The 19,802-nt window shown below is 73.0% G+C and carries 21 protein-coding genes; 14 read left to right on the forward strand and 7 right to left on the reverse strand.

Annotated features, from left to right (window positions below; translation table 11 throughout):
* Positions 1 to 14: 14 nt before the first annotated feature.
* Positions 15 to 212: a DUF1918 domain-containing protein gene (locus ACFWBW_RS26940; RefSeq protein WP_384650345.1), complete on the reverse strand. Its 198-nt coding sequence runs from the start codon at positions 210 to 212 to the stop codon at positions 15 to 17.
* 40 nt (positions 213 to 252) lie between these two features.
* Positions 253 to 1,203: a DMT family transporter gene (locus tag ACFWBW_RS26945; RefSeq protein ID WP_385377218.1), complete on the reverse strand. Its 951-nt coding sequence runs from the start codon at positions 1,201 to 1,203 to the stop codon at positions 253 to 255.
* Between ACFWBW_RS26945 and ACFWBW_RS26950 the strand changes: the two genes are divergently transcribed.
* From ACFWBW_RS26950 to ACFWBW_RS26960, 3 genes are all read left to right on the forward strand, one after another.
* Complete coding sequence (locus tag ACFWBW_RS26950; RefSeq protein ID WP_385377221.1) at positions 1,202 to 2,635, forward strand: PLP-dependent aminotransferase family protein; 1,434 nt, start codon at positions 1,202 to 1,204, stop codon at positions 2,633 to 2,635. The two genes, ACFWBW_RS26945 and ACFWBW_RS26950, sit on opposite strands and share 2 nt — an antisense overlap.
* A gap of 31 nt (positions 2,636 to 2,666) precedes the next feature.
* Positions 2,667 to 3,242, forward strand: a complete 576-nt coding sequence (locus ACFWBW_RS26955) for a histidine phosphatase family protein (RefSeq protein ID WP_385377224.1) — start codon at positions 2,667 to 2,669, stop codon at positions 3,240 to 3,242.
* Positions 3,243 to 3,303: 61 nt separating this feature from the next.
* Positions 3,304 to 4,140 carry an N-acetyltransferase gene (locus tag ACFWBW_RS26960; RefSeq protein ID WP_385377227.1) on the forward strand — a complete coding sequence of 279 codons (837 nt, stop codon included), beginning with the start codon at positions 3,304 to 3,306 and terminating at the stop codon, positions 4,138 to 4,140.
* On the opposite strand, the gene ACFWBW_RS26965 is transcribed toward ACFWBW_RS26960, so the two are convergent.
* Entirely contained in the window at positions 4,137 to 4,742 is a 606-nt protein-coding gene (locus ACFWBW_RS26965; RefSeq protein WP_385377230.1) for a chitin binding peritrophin-A domain-containing protein, read from the reverse strand. The two genes, ACFWBW_RS26960 and ACFWBW_RS26965, sit on opposite strands and share 4 nt — an antisense overlap.
* Positions 4,743 to 4,904: 162 nt before the next feature.
* On the opposite strand from ACFWBW_RS26965, the gene ACFWBW_RS26970 reads away from it, so the two are divergent.
* Entirely contained in the window at positions 4,905 to 5,363 is a 459-nt protein-coding gene (locus ACFWBW_RS26970) for a hypothetical protein (RefSeq protein ID WP_385377233.1), read from the forward strand.
* Between the two features lie 45 nt (positions 5,364 to 5,408).
* On the opposite strand, the gene ACFWBW_RS26975 is transcribed toward ACFWBW_RS26970, so the two are convergent.
* The gene (locus ACFWBW_RS26975; RefSeq protein ID WP_385377236.1) at positions 5,409 to 6,191 is read right to left on the reverse strand and encodes a LysR family substrate-binding domain-containing protein; all 783 of its coding nucleotides are present in this window, start codon (positions 6,189 to 6,191) and stop codon (positions 5,409 to 5,411) included.
* A gap of 37 nt (positions 6,192 to 6,228) precedes the next feature.
* On the opposite strand from ACFWBW_RS26975, the gene ACFWBW_RS26980 reads away from it, so the two are divergent.
* The 8 genes from ACFWBW_RS26980 (at position 6,229) to ACFWBW_RS27015 (ending at position 12,787) form a co-directional block, all read left to right on the forward strand.
* Positions 6,229 to 6,654: a DUF5997 family protein gene (locus tag ACFWBW_RS26980; RefSeq protein ID WP_385377239.1), complete on the forward strand. Its 426-nt coding sequence runs from the start codon at positions 6,229 to 6,231 to the stop codon at positions 6,652 to 6,654.
* 172 nt (positions 6,655 to 6,826) lie between these two features.
* On the forward strand, positions 6,827 to 7,270 hold the full coding sequence (locus ACFWBW_RS26985) for a helix-turn-helix domain-containing protein (RefSeq protein ID WP_385377242.1): 444 nt from the start codon (positions 6,827 to 6,829) through the stop codon (positions 7,268 to 7,270).
* Positions 7,271 to 7,280: 10 nt separating this feature from the next.
* Complete coding sequence (locus ACFWBW_RS26990; protein ID WP_385377245.1) at positions 7,281 to 7,697, forward strand: VOC family protein; 417 nt, start codon at positions 7,281 to 7,283, stop codon at positions 7,695 to 7,697.
* Between the two features lie 157 nt (positions 7,698 to 7,854).
* Positions 7,855 to 8,883 carry an N-acetyl-gamma-glutamyl-phosphate reductase gene (gene argC, locus ACFWBW_RS26995; protein ID WP_385377248.1) on the forward strand — a complete coding sequence of 343 codons (1,029 nt, stop codon included), beginning with the start codon at positions 7,855 to 7,857 and terminating at the stop codon, positions 8,881 to 8,883.
* On the forward strand, positions 8,880 to 10,052 hold the full coding sequence (argJ, locus tag ACFWBW_RS27000) for a bifunctional glutamate N-acetyltransferase/amino-acid acetyltransferase ArgJ (RefSeq protein ID WP_385377251.1): 1,173 nt from the start codon (positions 8,880 to 8,882) through the stop codon (positions 10,050 to 10,052). Before argC ends, argJ begins: the two co-directional genes overlap by 4 nt.
* Positions 10,049 to 11,017: an acetylglutamate kinase gene (gene argB / locus ACFWBW_RS27005; RefSeq protein ID WP_385377253.1), complete on the forward strand. Its 969-nt coding sequence runs from the start codon at positions 10,049 to 10,051 to the stop codon at positions 11,015 to 11,017. The genes argJ and argB overlap by 4 nt, the downstream gene beginning before the upstream one ends.
* A complete protein-coding gene (locus ACFWBW_RS27010) occupies positions 11,014 to 12,228 on the forward strand; it encodes an acetylornithine transaminase (RefSeq protein ID WP_385377256.1) in 1,215 nt (404 codons plus the stop codon). Before argB ends, ACFWBW_RS27010 begins: the two co-directional genes overlap by 4 nt.
* A gap of 22 nt (positions 12,229 to 12,250) precedes the next feature.
* Positions 12,251 to 12,787, forward strand: a complete 537-nt coding sequence (locus ACFWBW_RS27015) for an arginine repressor (RefSeq protein WP_356880141.1) — start codon at positions 12,251 to 12,253, stop codon at positions 12,785 to 12,787.
* Positions 12,788 to 12,807: 20 nt separating this feature from the next.
* On the opposite strand, the gene ACFWBW_RS27020 is transcribed toward ACFWBW_RS27015, so the two are convergent.
* The 3 genes from ACFWBW_RS27020 to ACFWBW_RS27030 are packed head-to-tail and all read right to left on the reverse strand — an operon-like array spanning position 12,808 to position 16,912.
* Positions 12,808 to 13,476: a L,D-transpeptidase gene (locus tag ACFWBW_RS27020; protein WP_385377321.1), complete on the reverse strand. Its 669-nt coding sequence runs from the start codon at positions 13,474 to 13,476 to the stop codon at positions 12,808 to 12,810.
* Positions 13,477 to 13,509: 33 nt separating this feature from the next.
* A complete protein-coding gene (locus tag ACFWBW_RS27025) occupies positions 13,510 to 14,091 on the reverse strand; it encodes a pyridoxamine 5'-phosphate oxidase family protein (protein ID WP_385377260.1) in 582 nt (193 codons plus the stop codon).
* Between the two features lie 43 nt (positions 14,092 to 14,134).
* Complete coding sequence (locus ACFWBW_RS27030) at positions 14,135 to 16,912, reverse strand: hypothetical protein (protein WP_385377263.1); 2,778 nt, start codon at positions 16,910 to 16,912, stop codon at positions 14,135 to 14,137.
* Between the two features lie 134 nt (positions 16,913 to 17,046).
* Between ACFWBW_RS27030 and ACFWBW_RS27035 the strand changes: the two genes are divergently transcribed.
* Entirely contained in the window at positions 17,047 to 18,240 is a 1,194-nt protein-coding gene (locus tag ACFWBW_RS27035) for an argininosuccinate synthase (protein WP_385377266.1), read from the forward strand.
* 102 nt (positions 18,241 to 18,342) lie between these two features.
* Complete coding sequence (gene argH, locus ACFWBW_RS27040; protein ID WP_385377269.1) at positions 18,343 to 19,773, forward strand: argininosuccinate lyase; 1,431 nt, start codon at positions 18,343 to 18,345, stop codon at positions 19,771 to 19,773.
* Positions 19,774 to 19,802 lie beyond the last annotated feature (29 nt).

Below are 19,802 nucleotides of genomic sequence, written 5' to 3' on the forward strand. Positions count from 1 at the left end.
GCGGCCGCCGATCCTCAGCGGTCGTGGTCGGCCGGGTGCTTCACCACGCAGTCGGGGCCGGGGGACATGACGGCCTCGTGTCCGTCCGTGAAGCGGACGCGGTAGGGAGGGGTGCCGTTCTCTCCCAGGACCTGGGTGATCTCACCGACCTTGTCGTGCTGGCCCACGATCCTGCCGTGCTGAACCAGCTGGTCGCCCTCGGTCGCGCGCATGCTGACCTCCTCGGTGGCGGTCCGATCCGGTGCTAGCAGTTTAGGTCGTTCGGCCCGTTTTTGGCCCATCGGGCCGCTGCGTCACGGCGATGCAGACGAGCACCGCGCAGGCGGCGACGGGCGCGGCCGGGGAAAGGCGTTCGCCGAGCAGCAGGACCGACCACACGAGGGTCAGCAGCGGCTGCGCGAGCTGAAGCTGGCTGGCGCGGGCGGCGCCGATCTCGGCCATGCCCCGGTACCAGACGTAGAGGCCGAGGAAGGAGGAGCCGACCGCCACCCAGACCAGCCCGGCCACCCCCCGGCCGGTCAGCTCGACCGGTTCGTACGCGAGCCCGAGCGCGGAGCCGGCGATGCCGATGGGCAGGCACAGGACCAGCGCCCAGGCGATCACCTGCCAGCCGGGCAGCAGCCGTGCCAGGCGCCCGCCCTCGGTGTACCCGGCCGCGCACACCAGCAGCGCACCGAAGAGGAAGGCGTCGCCGCCCGAGAGGGCGCCGCCGCTCTGGGCCACGGTGAAGCCGAGGACGACGACCGCTCCGGCCACGGCCGCGGCCCAGAACCGCCGCGAGGGCCGGGCTCCGGTGCGCAGCGAGGAGACGATGGCCGTGGTGAGCGGCAGCAGGCCGACCACCACGGCGGCGTGCGAGGTGGTGGAAGTCTGCAGGGCGAGGGTGGTGAGCAGGGGGAAGCCGACGACCACACCGCCCGCGACGACCGCCAGCCCCGCCCAGTGGGCGCGGGCGGGTACGGGGACCCGTAGGGCCAGCAGGAAGCCGCCGGCCGTCAGGCCCGCGAGCAGACAGCGCAGGCCGAAGAGGGACCACGGGCCGAAGCTCTCCAGCCCCCAGGCGGTACCGGGGAAGGTCAGCGAGAAGGTGACGACCGCGGCCGCCGCGAGGGTGGTGCCCCCGAGGGCGGGCCGGGGCCGGCGGGCTGCGGTACCTCGAACTGCTATCGCGTTCGGGAGAGTAGCGCTATTCTGTGCTGTCATGTACGAGCGTAGCAGTGTGGCGGAACTGGCGGAATCCCTTCGAGTCGAGCTGAACCGCTACTCGGTGGGTGGAAAGCTGCCGTCGAGCCGGGCCCTGGTCGAGCAGTACCGGGTCAGTCCCGTCACCGTCTCCCGGGCCCTCGCCCAGCTCGCCGCCGAAGGCCTGGTGGTCACCCGCCCCGGAGCCGGGGTCTACCGCGCGCAGCCCCGTACGCACACCCAGCAGCTCGGCGACACCTCCTGGCAGGCCGTCGCCCTGAGCGCCGAGGACTCCGGTGAGGTGGTGCCGCGCTCCGTGGACGCCTCCGGGGTGCTGGTCACCCTGGCCGCCCCGCCCGCCGGGGTCATCGAACTGCACAGCGGCTACCTGCACTCGGCGCTCCAGCCCGAGCGGGCCATGGCGGCGGCCCTCGCCCGGGCAGGCCGGCGGCCCGGAGTGTGGGGGCGGCCGCCCGTGGAGGGCCTGGCGGAGCTGCGGGACTGGTTCGCCCGCGAGATCGGCGGGGCTGTCGCGGCCGGGGACGTGCTGGTGACCGCCGGCGGGCAGAGCGCGCTCGCCACCGCGCTGCGGGCGCTCGCCCCGCCGGGGGCGCCGATCCTCGTCGAATCCCCGACCTATCCGGGGCTGCTGGCCATCGCGCGGGCCGCCGGATGCCGGCCGGTGCCCGTCCCGGTGGACGCCGACGGGGTCCGGCCGGAGCTGCTGGCCGCCGCCTTCGAAGCGACCGGGGCGCGGGTGTTCGTATGCCAGCCGCTGTTCCAGAACCCGACCGGGGCCGTGCTGTCCGGCGAGCGGCGGGGCGAGGTGCTGCGGATCGCGCGCGCCGCCGGGGCGTTCGTACTGGAGGACGACTACGCGCGGTCCCTGGCCCACGAGGACTCGGGCCCGCTGCCCGCGCCGCTCGCCGCCGAGGACCCGGACGGGGTGGTCGTCCACGTGCGCTCGCTCACCAAGGTCACCTCGCCCAGCCTGCGGGTGGGCGCGCTGGCGGCCCGCGGCCCGGTCTTCGACCGGCTGCGCGCCATCCAGGTCGTGGACAGCTTCTTCGTGCCCCGGCCGCTCCAGGAGGCCGCCCTGGAACTGGTCGGCGCACCCGCCTGGCCGCGCCACCTCAAGGCCGTCGCCGCCGAGCTGCGCCACCGCCGGGACGTGCTCACCGGGGCGCTGCGGCGGGAGCTGCCGGAGCTGGTGGTGCCCCATCCGCCGCGCGGCGGATACCAGTTGTGGGCACGGCCCGGCGGGGGCGGCGACGACGCGGCCTTCGTGGCGGCCGCCCTGCGGGCCGGGGTCGCGGTCGCGCCGGGACGGCCGTACTTCTGCGCGGAACCGCCCGGTCCGTTCGTCCGGCTGAGCTTCGCCGGGGTGTCCGGCGCGGGCGAGCTGACCGAGGCCGTCCGGCGGCTGCGGTCCGGGCTTCGTCCCGACGCTTGACCTCCTGCGGCACGCGGATCACCATCGCCGCATGCATGTTCGGGTTTCGCTAGTCGCAGCAGCCCGTGGTACCTCGCTGCTCGCCGAGCGCTTCGACGACGACCGCCCCCTCGACGTGGACGGCTGGCGCGCGGTGGAATCCGCCGCGCGCGGGCTCGTCCCGCTGGGCTCGGCCGAGCTCCGCTACTGTTCGCCGACCTCGCGCAGCCGGGCCACCGGGACCGCCCTCGGCTATGCCCCGATGGCGCAACCCGCCCTGCGGGAGTGCGACATGGGCCGCTGGCGCGGGCTCACCCTGGCCGAGGTGGCCGCCCGGGACCCCGCGGCCGTGGACCTCTGGCTCAGCGATCCGCACGCCGCGCCGCACGGCGGGGAGTCCCTGCTCGCCTTCATCACCCGGATCGGAGGCTGGCTCGACACCCGGCCGGCCGACGACGGGGGAGCGATCGTGGCGGTGGCGGAGCCGTCGGTGGTCCGGGCGGCCCTCGTGTACGCCCTGAACGCGCCGCCGCTGACGTACTGGAACGTGGACGTCCGCCCCCTGTCCACGCTCACCCTCGCCGGCCGGCCGAGGCGCTGGCACCTCTCCCTCCAGGCGCCCGTCTGAACCACTGCCCGAACCGGCTAAATCGGTTGAGCCGCAGGTGGGGCGTGCCTAGCCTGCGGGCATGGAAGACATCACAGACATAGGCGGCGCGGGCAACGGCGGCGCGGGCATCCGGATCACCACCGTCGCGGAGCGGCCCGAACTGGCCTCGCGGCTCTGGGACATGAAGGACTCGTGGCCCGAGTTCGCCCAGCACGACGCGCTGGCCTGGCTGTTGTACCCGCGGATGGTGGCCGAGCTCCCGGAGTACGTCCTGATCGCCACGGACGGCGACGAGGTGGTCGCCCGGGGCTTCAGCGTGCCCTTCGCGCAGCACGCGCCGGGCCGTGACGGGGTGCTGCCCGCGCAGGGCTGGGACCGGATCCTGATGTGGGCCTTCTCCGACCTGCGGCGCGGGGCCCGGGCCGACACCGTGAGCGCGATCGAGATCAGCGTCGCCGTCGACCGGCAGGGCGAGGGTCTGTCCGGCCGGATGCTCGCCGCGATGCGGGAGAACGCCGGGGCGCGCGGTTTCGCCGAGGTGGTGGCGCCGGTCCGGCCCAGCGGAAAGCCGGCCGAGCCCGACACCTCGATCCACGAGTACGCGTACCGCACCCGCGAGGACGGCCTCCCGCACGACCCGTGGCTACGGGTCCACGTGCGGGCGGGCGGCGTCATCGACTCGGTGGCCCCGCTGTCGATGACGATCACGGGCTCCCTCGAGCAGTGGCGCGACTGGACCGGCCTGCCCTTCGACACGGAGGGCCCGGTCCGCGTTCCGGGCGCCCTGGCTCCGGTCCGCTGCGAACCGGAGCAGGGCTTCGCGGTCTACGTGGAGCCGAACGTCTGGGTCCGGCACTCGCTGGGGTCCGCCTCAGGGATGGAATCCGCCTCCAAGGGGACGGATTCCGCCTCCTAGAGGAGCGCGATGGGGGCGGTGGCGGAGGAGGGGAGGTAGATCCCGCCGATGCCCGCGTAGTTCGCCCGGTAGCCGCGCAGGAGTTCGTCCAGCGGGATCGTCAGCCGGGCCGGGGTGTCGCAGCGGGCGGCTCCGAACTGGTCGGTGACGGCGGTGCAGAGCGTCCGGCCGCCGACGGTGGTGAAGGTGACCGGTACGCCGTCCAGCCCGGCCGGCGCGTCCGCGATCCGCACGGTGGTGCTGAGGTTCTTGACCCCGAAGAGCAGCCCGTTCAGCTTCGCCGGGCCGGCCGTGGTGACCGTTGCCACGGCGGGCCGGACCAGCTCGGGGGCTTCGCAGAGCTGTGCGGCGGGAGCGTAGACCTGCCCGGTGGGGCAGGCCACGACGGTGGCGACCCCGCCCGCGCACTGCACGTAGAACCGGTGGTCCTGCAGTCGCGGCAGCCGCCCGGTGGCGCCGCCGGCGCACGAGCCCTCGGCCGCGCTCGCGGGCGCGGCCCCCATTCCCAGGGCGAGGACCGCCCCGGCGGCCAGTGCGGCGAGCGAGACCCATCCCTTTCGGGCCCATCCCTTTCGGGTCGGTCCCTTGCCGATACGTAACACCCTTGCCCCCAGCTCACTCAGCGTGACGAAATGAATACGAAGTGACTATAGGGACGGGTGTGTGGCGGGCGCAACGCTCTCCGGCCATCGCCAGGGAGTGCGAATATCCGCTAGCTTGAACGCGTTCAAGTCGACTGGGGCGGATGGATCGAGGGGGCAGGGATGGCGGGGATCGTGGCGCCCGGGCGGGGCGCGGCGGGCGGCGGCGTCGCGGTGCGCCGGGCGCGGGCCGCCCACCCGTGGCAGCAGGGGATCGCGCTGGCCGCGCTGATCCTTCCGGTGCCGCTCGTGGGGGAGGCGCTCCGGGCCGGGCTGTCGCCGTTCGTGGTGATCGCCCCGGTCCTGCTGCTCGCGGCGCCGCCGGTCCTGCGCGCGAACCGGGCCTGGTTCATGACCTCGTGCGTGGCCCTCGCGGTCGTGCTGGCGGGGTGGGCGCTCTTCGGCCTGCTGGACGGGGGGTGGGTCTTCCTGCCGTCGTCGCTGCTCCTGCTGTGCGCGAACTTCGCCGACCCGCGCGCGTACCCGAACCCGGCCAGGGTCTTCACGTTCGCCGCGGTGGTCATCGGGGTGCTGCCCGCCATCGGCTCGCTGGCCGCCGCGGTCCACCTGCTCGGCGGCTGAACCAGCTGAACCGACTGAACCGATGAACCGACAGAACCAGCTGAACTAGCGGCCGCGGGGCTTCCCGCGCTTGCCGGTGGACTTGGCCGTGGCCTTGCCGCCCTTGGGGGCGCCGGAGCGCGGGTTCTTGGCCGCCGGCTTGCCGCCCGACCTGGGGGCCGGCTTCCGGGCCGCCGGCTTCGCCTTCTTCTGCTCGGGCTCGGGCTGAGTACGTCCGCGCCCGCGCGAGCTGTTGACGGTCCGCCCGCGCACGATCCCGATGAACTCCTCGACCAGCTCGGGAGTCTCGTCCGCCTCGGGCCACGACAGCGCGACGCGCGACTCGGGGGCGTCCAGCAGGGTCCGGTAGGTGAGGTCCTTGCGGTGGTGCAGCCGCGCGAGCGACTGGGGCACGACCAGGACCCCGATGCCCGCCGCCACCAGCTCGATCGCGTCGGCCGTGGTCTCCGGGCGCTGGAGCGCGGCCTTGCCCGGCAGCTGCTCCCACTCGAGGGTGTCGTCCAGCGGGTGGAGCACGATGTCGTCGGCCAGCTCCGCGAGGGACAGTTCCTCGGCCGCGGCCATGAGGTGGTCCTTCGGGATCACGACGACCGTGGTCTCGGTGTAGAGCGGGATCGCGCTGAGATCCGTACGGTCGATCGGCAGCCGGACGAACCCGGCGTCGGCGCCGCCACCGCGCAGCAGGGCGGGGGCGTCGGCCGGAGCGACCGGGACGAGGGTCAGTGGAACGTCGGGCAGTCGTTCCTTCCAGATCCGGACCCACTTCGTGGGAGTCACCCCGGGGACGTATGCGAGCTGGAACGACGGGGGTGTCCGGGAGTCTGTCACCCGGCCAGATTACCGGCCGTGGTCGGAGGTGGCGCACATGCTCGATACCCTTGACCCCATGACGTCGCACCAGACCACCCAGACCATGAAGCCCGCTACTGCGGCGAAGAAGCTGGGTGTGTACCTCGAGGCCACCCCCGCAGAGTTCCAGGAGGGTGTCGTCTCGCGCACCGAGCTGACCGCCCTCCAGGCCGAGCCGCCCCAGTGGCTGCAGGACCTCCGGAACAACGGCCCGCACCCCCGTCCGGTGGTCGCGGCGAAGCTCGGCGTCTCCATCGCCGGTCTGGCGCGCGGCGGTGTCACCGAGGCGCTCACCACGGAGCAGATCGAGGCCCTGAAGCAGGAGATGCCGGAGTGGCTCGCGAAGGAGCGCGCCACCCAGGCCGACGTCCGCAAGGAGACCGTCCGCATCAAGCAGATGCAGGCGGAGAAGGCCGAGAAGGCCGCGAAGAACGAGAAGTAGAAGACCGGGGAGCAGCCGGCAGGCAGGCAGGCAGGCAGGCAGGCAGTCGGGCGGGTAGCCGGGTCGCCGGGAATCCGGCGCGTTCCCGGCCCCACGGCCCGCGCAGTGTCCCCTGGCCGCAGTCGCCCGCCCGCCGCCCGCCGTGGCCCCCTCGGCCCGTACCGGCCGTGAGATGCTGGTGCGCGTGATGATCGAGGACCTGGTGCGGCTGCGTCGCGCCCGGGACGTGATGGACCGCGACTACGCCGAGCCGCTGGACGTACCGGTGCTGGCGGGCGTCGCCCTCATGTCGCCGGGGCACTTCTCCCGCAGCTTCCGGGCGGCCTTCGGAGAGACCCCGTACAGCTACCTGATGACCCGCCGCGTCGAGCGGGCGAAGGCGCTGCTGCGGCGGGGCGACCTGAGCGTCACCGAGGTCTGCTTCGCGGTCGGATGCACCTCGCTGGGGTCGTTCAGCTCGCGCTTCACGGAGCTGGTCGGCGAGACCCCCAGCGCCTACCGGGCCCGGCGGCACGAGGCCGGCGCCGCCATCCCGGCCTGTGTCGCCAAGGTCTTCACCCGGCCCGTCCGCAATCCCGCGGGCAACGGGGGAGCGGGATCCGCGGCCGCGTCGTAGCGTTCGGGACATGACCATCAAGCTCGCGCAGTGCTTCATCGCCGTCGACGACCACGACAAGGCCCTGGCCTTCTACCGCGACGCCCTCGGCATGGAAGTGCGCAACGACGTCGCTTTCGAGGGGATGCGCTGGGTGACCGTCGGCTCACCCGAGCAGCCCGACGTGGAGATCGTCCTCGAACCCCCGCTCGCCGACCCCGGCGCCTCGCCGGCCGACCGGCAGGCGATGGCGGAACTGCTGGCCAAGGGCGTGCTCCGCGGGGTGATCTTCTCCACGGACGACGTGGACGCCACCTTCGAGCGGATCCGGGCCGCCGGCGCCGAGGTGCTCCAGGAGCCGGTCGACCAGCCGTACGGGGTCCGCGACTGCGCCTTCCGGGACCCGTCCGGCAACATGCTCCGCTTCAACCAGCCCCGAACCCGCTGACCCCGAAGCGGCAGGCCCCGTAACGCGCCCTCAGGACGTCCTTCAGGGTTGGGGCCCGGGCTGCTCCGCAGGTCACACTGGGGGAGCGGGGGCGGACGACTGCTTTGCATAAACGTGCGGTCTTACGTATAGTCATGCCATCGAGGAGGAGGGTCCGATGGTGGTACGTGTAGCGGTGGCCGGTGCGAGCGGATACGCGGGCGGGGAAGTGCTGCGCCTGCTGCTGGCCCACCCCGAGGTGGAGATCGGCGCGCTGACGGCGAACTCCAACGCCGGGCAGCCGCTCGGTGCGCTCCAGCCGCACCTGGTGCCGCTGGCCGGACGCATCCTGGAGCCGACCACGCCCGAGGTGCTCTCCGGTCATGATGTCGTCTTCCTGGCCCTTCCGCACGGGCAGTCCGCCGCGGTGGCCGCCCAGCTCGGCGAAGAGGTCCTCGTCGTCGACATGGGCGCCGACCACCGGCTCCAGGACTCCGCCGACTGGGACAAGTTCTACGGCGCCCCGCACGCCGGGACCTGGCCCTACGGCCTCCCCGAGCTGCCCGGCGCCCGCGCGGCCCTGGCCGGCTCCAAGCGCATCGCCGTCCCCGGCTGCTACCCGACCGCCGTCTCGCTCGCACTGTTCCCGGCCTACGCCGCGCAGCTCGCCGAGCCCGAGGCCGTGATCGTCGCCGCCTCCGGCACCTCCGGCGCCGGCAAGGCGCTCAAGCCGAACCTGCTCGGCTCCGAGGTCATGGGCTCCATGAGCCCGTACGGGGTCGGCGGCGGCCACCGCCACACGCCCGAGATGGTGCAGAACCTCAGCCCCCTCGCCGGGCAGCGGGTCTCCGTCTCCTTCACGCCCACGCTGGCGCCGATGCCCCGCGGCATCCTGGCCACCTGCAGCGCCAAGGCGCTGCCGGGCACCACGGCCGACGCGGTCCGCGCCGCGTACGAGAAGGCCTACGCGGACGAGCCCTTCGTCCACCTGCTGCCCGAGGGGCAGTGGCCGGCGACGGCCTCCGTCTACGGTTCCAACGCCGTTCAGATCCAGGTCGCGTACGACGAGGCCGCGCAGCGGATCATCGCGATCAGCGCCATCGACAACCTGACCAAGGGCACCGCCGGCGGCGCGGTCCAGAGCATGAACATCGCCCTCGGGCTCCCCGAGGCGCTGGGTCTTTCCACGATCGGAGTCGCACCGTGAGTGTCACGGCAGCACAGGGGTTCACGGCGGCGGGCATCGCCGCCGGGATCAAGGCGAACGGCAATCCCGACCTGGCCCTCGTGGTCAACAACGGGCCGCGCCTGGCCGCGGCGGGCGTCTTCACCTCCAACCGGGTCAAGGCCGCCCCCGTCCACTGGTCCGAGCAGGTCCTGCGCGGCGCCAGCGTCAGCGCGGTGGTCCTCAACTCCGGCGGCGCCAACGCGTGCACCGGCCCCAAGGGCTTCCAGGACACCCACGCCACCGCCGAGAAGGTCGCCGAGGCCCTGAACGGGCTCGGCACGGGCGGCGAGGTCAACGCCGGCGAGGTCGCCGTCGCGTCCACCGGCCTGATCGGCGTCCTGCTCCCCATGGACAAGCTGCTCCCCGGCATCGACACCGCGGTCGCCGCGCTCTCCGCCGACGGCGGCGAGGCCGCCGCGATCGCCATCAAGACCACCGACACCGTGCACAAGACGGCCACCGTCTCGCAGGACGGCTGGACCGTCGGCGGCATGGCCAAGGGCGCGGGCATGCTCGCCCCGGGCCTGGCCACCATGCTCGTCGTCCTCACCACCGACGCCGACCTGGACAGCGCCACCCTCGACAAGGCGCTGCGCGGCGCGACCCGCACCACCTTCGACCGGGTCGACTCCGACGGCTGCATGTCCACCAACGACACGGTGCTGCTGCTCGCCTCGGGCGCGTCCGGCCAGGTGCCGGCGTACGAGGCGTTCGCGGAGGCCGTACGCACGGTCTGCGACGACCTGGCCCGCCAGCTCATCGGTGACGCCGAGGGCGCCAGCAAGGACATCCGCATCGAGGTCGTCGGCGCGGCCACCGAGGAGGACGCGGTCGAGGTCGGCCGGTCCATCGCCCGGAACAACCTGCTCAAGTGCGCCATCCACGGCGAGGACCCGAACTGGGGCCGCGTCCTGTCCGCGATCGGCACCACGAAGGCCGCCTTCGACCCGGACCGGCTGAACGTGGCCATCAACGACGTCTGGGTCTGCAAGAACGGCTCGGTCGGCGAGAACCGCGACCTGGTCAGCATGAAGGGCCGCGAGGTCCGCATCACCGCCGACCTGTCCACCGGTTCGCAGTCCGCGGTCATCTGGGCCAACGACCTGACCGCCGAGTACGTCCACGAGAACAGCGCGTACTCCTCATGAGCACTGCACGCAGGCACACCGCACTGCCCAAGGCCGAGATCCTCATCGAGGCCCTGCCCTGGCTGACCCGGCACAACGGCAAGGTCGTCGTCATCAAGTTCGGCGGCAACGCCATGATCGACGAGGACCTGAAGGCCGCCTTCGCCCAGGACGTCGTCTTCCTGCGCCAGGCCGGCCTGAAGCCGGTCGTCGTGCACGGCGGCGGCCCGCAGATCAACGCCCAGCTCGACAAGCAGGGCCTGGTCAGCGAGTTCAAGGCGGGCCTGCGCGTCACCACGCCCGAGGCGATGGACGTCGTACGGATGGTCCTGGCCGGGCAGGTCCAGCGCGAGCTGGTCGGGCTGCTCAACCAGCACGGGCCGCTGGCCGTCGGCATGACCGGCGAGGACGCGCACACCATCACCGCCACCAAGCACCTGCCCGAGATCGACGGCGAGAGCGTCGACATCGGGCGGGTCGGCGAGATCACCGCCATCGACACCGGCGCGATCGAAGCGCTGCTGGCGGACGGCAGGATCCCGGTCATCTCCTCCATCGCGCGCAGCGCCGACGACCACCACGTGTACAACGTGAACGCCGACACGGCCGCCGCGGCGCTCGCCGCCGCGCTTGGCGCCGAGACGCTGATGGTCCTCACCGACGTGGAGGGTCTCTACGCGGACTGGCCCAACAGCGACGAGGTCATCAGCAGGCTCACCGTCAGCCAGCTCGAGAAGCTGCTGCCCGAGCTGTCCAGCGGCATGGTCCCGAAGATGGAGGGCTGCCTGCACGCCGTCCGCAACGGGGTGACCACCGCCCGCGTGATCGACGGGCGGGTCCAGCACTCGATCCTGCTGGAGATCTTCACGGACGAGGGAATCGGCACGATGGTCGTGCTCGACGACCAGGGACTCGGCACGCAAGGACTCGGCACGCAGGCAGTCGGCACGCAGGCAATCGATACACAGGGAGGGGACCCCGCATGACCGGCAACCAGGCCGCCAGCAACCAGCACTTCGCCGCCCGCTGGCAGGGCGCGCTGACCAACAACTACGGCACCCCCGCGCTGGCCCTCGTACGCGGCGCAGGCGCCCAGGTCTGGGACGCGGACGGCAAGCAGTACACCGACTTCGTCGGCGGCATCGCCGTCAACGCCCTCGGCCACGCGCACCCGGCCATCGTCACCGCGGTGACCGAGCAGATCTCCACCCTCGGCCACGTCTCCAACCTGTACGCCTCCGAGCCGGTCCTCGCGCTCGGCGAGCGGCTGCTCCAGCTCTTCGGCCGCCCCGGCAAGGTCTTCTTCTGCAACTCGGGCGCCGAGGCCGTCGAAGCCGCCTTCAAGATCGGCCGGCTCACCGGGCGGACCCACATGGTCGCCACCGACGGCGGTTTCCACGGCCGCACCATGGGCGCCCTGGCGCTCACCGGCCAGCCCAAGAAGCAGGGCCCGTTCCTGCCGCTGCCCGGAGACGTCACGCACGTTCCGTACGGCGACGTGGAGGCCCTGCGGGCCGCCGTCACCGAAGAGACCGCGTTCGTGATCATCGAGCCGATCCAGGGCGAGAACGGAGTGGTCGTGCCGCCGGCCGGATATCTGACGACCGCCCGCGAGATCACCCGGGCCACCGGCACCCTGCTCGTCCTCGACGAGGTGCAGACCGGCATCGGGCGCTGCGGCCAGTGGTTCGAGCACCAGGCCCACGAGGGCGTGGAGCCCGACGTCGTCACCCTCGCGAAGGGCCTCGGCGGCGGTCTGCCGATCGGCGCCGTCGCCGCCTTCGGCCCCGTGGCCGACCTGCTCCAGCCCGGCCAGCACGGCACCACCTTCGGCGGCAACCCGATCGCCTGCGCCGCCGGCCTCGCGGTGATCGACACCATCGCCGCCGACGGACTCCTCGACCAGGTCAAGGAGCGCGGAGAGCGGTTGCGGGCCGGAATCGAAGGATTCGCACACCCGCTCGTCTCACACGTCCGCGGCGCGGGCCTTCTGCTGGGTATCGTGCTGACCGAGCCGCTCGCAGCGCAGGTGCAGCGCGCGGCTCAGGACGCCGGCTTCCTGGTCAACGCGCCCGCCCCCGACGTCGTACGGCTCATGCCTCCGTACGTGCTCTCCGAGGCCGAGGTGGACGTGTTCCTGCAGGCCCTGCCCGGTGTGCTGGACGCAGCGAAGTCCGCCGCGGACGTGGACGGATGACCGACCGGGGAATGGGACGACGATGAGTCAGGCGCAGGAACACGAGCAGAACGGGCAGTCCGTTCCGCAGACCCGCACCGCCCGCCACCGCCGGATCGTGGACATCCTCAACCGGCAGCCGGTCCGCTCCCAGAGCCAGTTGGCCAAGCTGCTCGCCGACGACGGGCTGAGCGTCACCCAGGCGACGCTCAGCCGCGACCTCGACGAGCTCGGCGCGGTGAAGATCCGCAACACCGGCGGCGAGCTGATCTACGCGGTCCCCAGCGAGGGCGGCTTCCGCACCCCGCAGGCGCCGCTCGGCGAGTCGGCGAAGGAGGAGCGCATGCGGCGCCTCTCCGGTGAACTGCTGATCTCGGCGGAGGCCTCCGCGAACCTCGTGGTCCTGCGCACCCCGCCGGGTGCGGCCCAGTTCCTCGCCTCCGCGATCGACCAGGCCGAACTCCAGGCCATCCTCGGCACGATCGCGGGCGACGACACCCTGATGCTGATCAGCCGCGACCCGGCGGGCGGCCAGGCACTCGCCGACCACCTGTTGAGGCTGGCGCAGAAGGAGGGCTAGGGCCTGTCGTCAGAAGGCCCTCAGTACTGCGTCACCGCGAGGGGCCCCGACTCCGTGCCGATCGCGATGTGCGGGCTCCTGCGCGGGTTCGCCCAGCGCAGCACCGCGCGCATCGCGTCCTCGGGGACCGAGACGCAGCCGGCCGTCGCGCCCTTGCCGTTCACGTGCAGGAAGATGCCCGCGCCCCGGCCCCGTACCGGGTGCTCGTAGTTGAAGGCGATGACCAGCGCGTGCGCGTACTGCGTCTCGTACGTGGTCAGGTGCTCCGCCTCGCCGGGCGCGCAGTCCGCGGGCAGCGGTTCCACCCAGCGGTTGTAGCTCTCCGAGGCATTGTCCTGGCACCACCAGGAGTCCGGGGTCACCCGCCGGTAGCGGTACGCCGTACCGGCCGGGGCCTGCGCGATGCCGAAGGCGTAGGGGAGCGCGTACAGGCCGGCCGGGGTGGTGTCCGTGCCCTGGGTCCGGGTCGCGCCCTCGGTCAGCCCGTTCGCGCCGAACCGGGCCGGGGCGCTCCCCGCCTCGTACCAGCGGCCCGCCCGCCGGTCCCACCAGGTCAGGCGTCCGGTCGTGGAGCCGGGGCCCGGGGCCACCGCAGTGATCAGCTGGCTCCCGCCGCCGGTGTCGGCGAGCAGGACGGGCAGCGGCGGGTCACCGTGGGGGCCCTGTCCCAGCAGGCTGGTGACGATCAGTGAGGCGGCGAGGAACGCGGTACGCAGCACATGTCAGACGGTACGGGGCGGAAGGGGCAGCGGCAGCGCAGGCAGGCCGTCGACGCTCACCCCGATGAACTCCTTCTTCTCGCAGTACTCGTTGAACTCCTCGTCCGTCTTGCGGCCGAAGTACTCCGCGTGGAGCGAGCGCTCGCCCTGATAGTCCATCAGGGGGACGGCGAACCCGCACACGGTGGCGATCCGCCGGGTCCTCACGAGGATGACGGCCCGCGCCGAAGGCCCGTCCGCGTCCCCGAACCGCTCGATCAGCCCGTCCCAGCGCGCGTCGTCGCGGAAGACGGCCTCGCCGTCGCCGTGGATGCGCACGATGTTCGGCGGCCCGCTGAACGCGCACCACATCAGCGTGATGCGGCCGTTCTCGCGGACGTGCGCGATGGTCTCGGCCCCGCTGCCGCCGAAGTCCAGGTAGGCGAGGGTCGTTTCGTCGATGACGACGAGCGTGCCCGCGCGGCCCTTGGGGGAGAGGTTGACGTGCCCGTCGCCGGACAGCGGCGCGGTGGCGGTGAAGAAGACCGGCTGCTCCTCGATGAAGGTGCGCATGCGGCTGTCAATGCGGTCATAGAGCTTTCCCATGATCCGATTATCGGCGTGTCGGGGGCGGGGGCGGACCGCATTTTCACCAGATGAGACGGGTCCTGCGCATCTCGGCCCAGTCGAGCTTGACGTAGTACCGCTCGTAGAGGGTTCGCAGCTCCCTCCGTTCGAAGGTCTCCCGGCGGGCCGTCGCCTGCCAGTCCCATCCCCGCAGCAGGTCCAGCGCGATGCGCCGCAGTGCCGGGTCGGGGTCGTCCAGTGCGGCGGTCAGCGCGGGCAGCCCCTCGTCGGCGGCCTGGGCGGCCAGCAGCCTCAGAGCGGCCCGGCGGACGTGCGCGGGGCGGTCCGGCAGGGTGCGGGCCACCAGCGGGCCCGCCGCCAGCCGGCCCGCCACCGGGCGCAGCGAGCGCGTCGCCTCCCGGACCACCGCAGGTGACGGGTCGTCCAGCAGTGCGGTCAGTGCGTCCGGGCCGGGGTCGGGCCCGTCGAGCAGCCGCAGCCCCGCGACGGCAGCCGCCCGGATCGGGCCGTCCCGGTGGCCGAGCAGGCCGGTCAGCGCGGCGGAGTCCGCGCGCTCGGCGCACTCCGCGAGCCCGAGTACGGCCCCGGGCGCCGGGGAGTCCGCGCACAGCCGCAGGTACGCGGCGCGCGCGTCGGCCCCGTCCTGCCGGAGCAGCCACCGGGCACAGGCCCGGACCGTCCCCGACGGGTCGGCGAGGTACCGGGGTGCCTCGCCGGCCCGCCCGGCCGCGCGCAGAGCGGTGACGCCCGCCGCGCGTACGAATCCGGCGCGGGAGGCCAGCAGCGCGTCGACCGCGGAGTCCTCGGGGCCGTGCGCGGCCAAGGCGGCCATCGTGGCCCGCGTCCACAGGTGCCGCAGGACCGCGTCCGGTTCCCCGGCGGCGCGCCGGGCCAGCTCGGAAGCCGTGAAGGAGCCGGCGGCCTCCAGGGTGATCCGTACGGCCGCCCGGCGGGTCCGCAGGTCGCGATGGGAGCACAGCTCCGCCAAGACCGCCGCGTACCGGGGCTCGCGCAGGGCCGCCTCGAAGGCCGCCGTGGCCCACCGGCTCTCGTGGCGCTTCGCCAGGTGCATCACCATCGGGGTCAGGGCGCGCAGGGTCTGGTCCCCGGCCTCCCGGAGCGCCTCCGTGATGACGCGCCGGGCTGCCTCCCGGACCTGCGGGGCCCAGTCGGCGCAGCGCAGGAGGACCAGCGGCAGCAGCTCGGGGGTGCCCGCGGCCTCGGCGACGGCGCGCTCCCGGATCCGGCCGTCCCAGTGGCACAGGGCGGTCGCGGTACGGGAGCCCAGGGCCTCGGGCCGGTAGGGGGCCATGGACCGCACCCCGATGTCCAGCGCGGTCCAGGAGGCCGGGTCCTCGGTGTCGACGACTTCGTCCACTCGTGTCCCCGTCCCGTCTGTGAGCTCCCGCGCTGCGACCCGGCCCTCGTACGCCCGCCATTTCAGGCGCTGCTGGAGCAGCTTCCGGGCCCAGCCGCGCACGGCGGGGTCGCGGTGGGAGGTCAGGGACCGGGCGATCCGGCGCCGGACCAGCAGCGGGCGCAGCTCCAGCAGGACCAGGGCCGCGACCCGCACGGACTCGGGCCGGCCGGGCGCGAACAGCTCCAGCAGCCAGGACTCCGGCCGGGTGTCCGCGTACGGGACCACCAGCGAGCGTGCCGCCCGGGCGGCGGGCGGATGCGGGTCCGCCAGGTACGGCAGCAGCTCTTCGGGTGTGGTGGCGCCGTGCCTGCGCAGGCCGTGGACGGCCGCGGCCCGCAGGCGCCCTTCGGGGGACCGGGCGAGGAGCCGCAGCAGGGGCAGGTCCGAGGCGTCCCCGGTTTCGGCCAGCCCGAACACCGCGCCGGGCACCGGGGAGTCCGCGCACCGTGCGCGGTAGAGGGCGAGCGGGTCCTGCCCGGCGGCGCGCAGCTCCCCGCGGGCCGCTTCCCGTACCCGTGCCGAGGGGTCGGCCAGGTATGCGGGCAGTTCGCCGGTCCGCCCGGCAGGGCGCAGGGCGCGGACGGCGGTCGCCCGCAGGGACGCGCGTCCCTGGGCGAGCAGGGAGTCGACGAGGGGGCCGGGGAGCGAGGCGGCGCGGGCGTCCAGGGCCGGCCGGGCGGCCACCTCGCAGCGCCTGCGCACCACGCGGTCCCGGCTCGCGGCGGCGGTTTCGAGCAGCCGCTCGGGCGTCAGGATCCCGCTCTCCAGGGCCAGGCCGAGGGCATCGCGCCGGACCTGGGGGGTCTGCCCGGTGAGGACCAGCCGGTCCAGTTCGACGGTCAGGTCGGCGGGCGAGCCGAGCCGGTCCAGGCACCGCTCCCAGGCCCAGGCGCCGTACCGGCGCGGGCTCAGGAACAGGGCGTGGGGCACCAGGGTGCGTACGAGGCCCGGCGCGGCCGCGTCCAGTTCCGCGGTCAGCACCGCCCGGGCCCGCTCCCGTACGGGCTCCTTCCAGTCGGCGCACCGGATCAGCAGCAGCGCCAGGACCTCGGGCCGTCCGGCCGCGTGCCCGAGGGCGGCCTCCCGCACCTTGCGGTCGGCGTGGCACAGGCCGAGCGCGAGCTCGGCGGCGGCCGGGGGCGCGGCGGCCCAGGTCGCCCCGTGCCCGTCGTGCCAGTACGGGGCGGTGCTCCAGTCGGCGACTTCGCGGGCGTCGAACCAGTGCCTGCCCACCTGGACGGTGCCGGAAGGGGTGCTGCGCCGGTAGCGGGCGGTGGTGTAAAAGCGAATGCTCCTGTCGAGATCCGCCCAGGCCTGCGGGTTGCCGCCGTCGAGGGCGCGCGCGGGGTCCTTGCCGTGCAGCAGTCGGACGGCGGGTGAGCAGAATTCGGTCCGGGACAGGGGCGGCAGCATCTCCATCCGCGCACTTTAGGCGCTCGGTACCCGCGCTGACCTCCTGTTATTCCGTCGATTGACGAAACATGCAGAGCAGTGCATAGTTATGCCTACCGCTGTTGGACGTGACGGCGGATGCACCGTGTAAGGAGAACCCCGTGACCGAGCGCGTCGTACTCGCCTATTCGGGCGGTCTGGACACCTCCGTCGCCATCGGCTGGATCGCCGAGGTGACGGGCGCCGAGGTCATCGCGGTCGCGGTGGACGTCGGTCAGGGCGGCGAGGACCTGGACGTCATCCGCAAGCGGGCACTCGCCTGCGGTGCGGTGGAGGCCGAGGTCGCCGACGCCAGGGACGAGTTCGCCGACGAGTACTGCCTCCCGGCGATCAAGGCGAACGCCCTCTACATGGACCGCTACCCGCTGGTCTCCGCCCTCTCGCGGCCCGCGATCGTCAAGCACCTCGTGGCCGCCGCCCGCAAGCACGGCGCGAGCACCGTCGCCCACGGCTGCACCGGCAAGGGCAACGACCAGGTCCGCTTCGAGGCCGGCATAGCCGCCCTCGGCCCCGACCTCACGTGCATCGCCCCGGTCCGCGACTACGCGATGACCCGCGACAAGGCCATCGCCTTCGCCGAAAAGGCGGACCTGCCGATCGCGACCACCAAGAAGTCCCCGTACTCCATCGACCAGAACGTCTTCGGGCGCGCCGTCGAGACGGGGTTCCTGGAGGACATCTGGAACGCGCCGATCGAGGACATCTACGAGTACACCGCGGACCCGGCCCTCCCGCGCGAGGCCGACGAGGTCGTCATCTCCTTCAAGGAGGGCGTCCCGGTCGCCATCGACGGCAAGCCCGTCACCGTGCTCCAGGCCATCCAGCAGCTCAACGAGCGCGCCGGGGCCCAGGGCATCGGCCGGATCGACATCGTCGAGGACCGGCTCGTGGGCATCAAGTCCCGCGAGGTGTACGAGGCCCCGGGCGCGATCGCGCTGATCACCGCCCACCAGGAGCTGGAGAACGTCACCGTCGAGCGCGAGCTGGCCCGCTACAAGCGGCAGGTCGAGCAGCGCTGGGGCGAGATGGTCTACGACGGCCTGTGGTTCTCCCCGCTGAAGCGGGCGCTGGACGGTTTCATCAACGAGGCCAACCAGCACGTCAGCGGCGACATCCGGATGACCCTGCACGGCGGCCGCGCGGTCGTCACCGGCCGGAAGTCCGACGAGTCGCTGTACGACTTCAACCTCGCGACCTACGACTCGGGCGACACCTTCGACCAGTCGAAGGCCCAGGGCTTCATCGAGATCTTCGGCCTGTCCTCGAAGATCGCGGCCCGCCGCGACCTCGCCTGACGCGACACCGTAGACCGTAGTACGGACCGCCTCCCCGTTACCTCCGCGGCGGGGAGGCGGTTGCACATCCGAAGCAATGCACGTTCTTGAGGAGCAGTAGCTGTGAGCAGCAACAACGGTGGTGACGTCCGGCTCTGGGGCGCTCGGTTCGCCGACGGTCCCGCCGAGGCCCTCGCGAAGCTGTCCGCGTCGGTCCACTTCGACTGGCGCCTGGCCCCGTACGACATCGCGGGCTCCAAGGCCCACGCCCGTGTGCTCGCCAAGGCGGGCCTGCTCACGGACGAAGAGCTCGGCCGCATGATCGCGGGCCTGGACCAGCTCGCGGTCGACGTGGAGAACGGCTCCTTCACCGGCACCATCGCCGACGAGGACGTCCACACCGCGCTGGAGCGGGGCCTGCTGGAGCGGCTCGGCGCCGACCTCGGCGGCAAGCTGCGCGCCGGCCGGTCGCGCAACGACCAGATCGCCACTCTCTTCCGCATGTACCTGCGCGACCACGCCCGGATCATCGGCGGCCTCGTCGCCGAGCTCCAGGACGCGCTGGTCGGCCTCGCCGAGGCGCACGCCGACGTGGCCATGCCCGGCCGGACCCACCTGCAGCACGCGCAGCCGGTGCTCTTCGCCCACCACGTACTGGCCCACGTGCAGGCCCTGTCCCGGGACGCGGAGCGGCTGCGGCAGTGGGACACCCGGACCGCGGTCTCCCCGTACGGCTCGGGCGCCCTCGCGGGCTCCTCGCTCGGCCTGGACCCGGAGGCGGTCGCCGCCGAACTGGGCTTCGAGCGCGGCTCGGTCGGAAACTCCATCGACGGCACGGCCTCGCGCGACTTCGTCGCCGAGTTCGCCTTCGTCACCGCGATGATCGGGATCAACCTGTCCCGGATCGCGGAGGAGATCATCATCTGGAACACGAAGGAGTTCTCCTTCGTGACCCTGCACGACGCCTTCTCCACCGGGTCGTCGATCATGCCGCAGAAGAAGAACCCGGACATCGCCGAGCTGGCGCGCGGCAAGTCGGGCCGCCTCATCGGCAACCTGACCGGCCTGCTCGCCACCCTCAAGGCCCTTCCCCTGGCCTACAACCGGGACCTCCAGGAGGACAAGGAGCCGGTCTTCGACTCCTGCGACACCCTCGAAGTCCTGCTGCCGGCCTTCACCGGGATGATGGCCACCCTCACGATCAACCGGGAGCGGATGGAGGCGCTGGCGCCGGCCGGCTTCTCGCTCGCCACCGACATCGCGGAGTGGCTGGTCAAGCAGGGCGTGCCGTTCCGGGTGGCGCACGAGGTGGCCGGCGGTTGCGTCAAGGAGTGCGAGGGGCTCGGCATCGAGCTCGACGAGCTGACGGACGAGCAGTTCGCGAAGATCTCGGAGCACCTGACGCCGGAGGTCCGTACGGTCCTCAACGTCAAGGGCGCCCTGGCCTCCCGCGACGGCCGCGGCGGCACCGCCCCGTCGGCGGTCGCGATCCAGCTGACGGAGCTGAAGGCCGACCTGGTCATCCAGCACGCCTGGGCGGCGCACAAGAACTGACGGTCGTACCCGGCGGGGCGGCCGGCGCC

Source organism: Streptomyces sp. NPDC059957 (genome assembly GCF_042730015.1).
Lineage (GTDB): Bacteria > Actinomycetota > Actinomycetes > Streptomycetales > Streptomycetaceae > Streptomyces.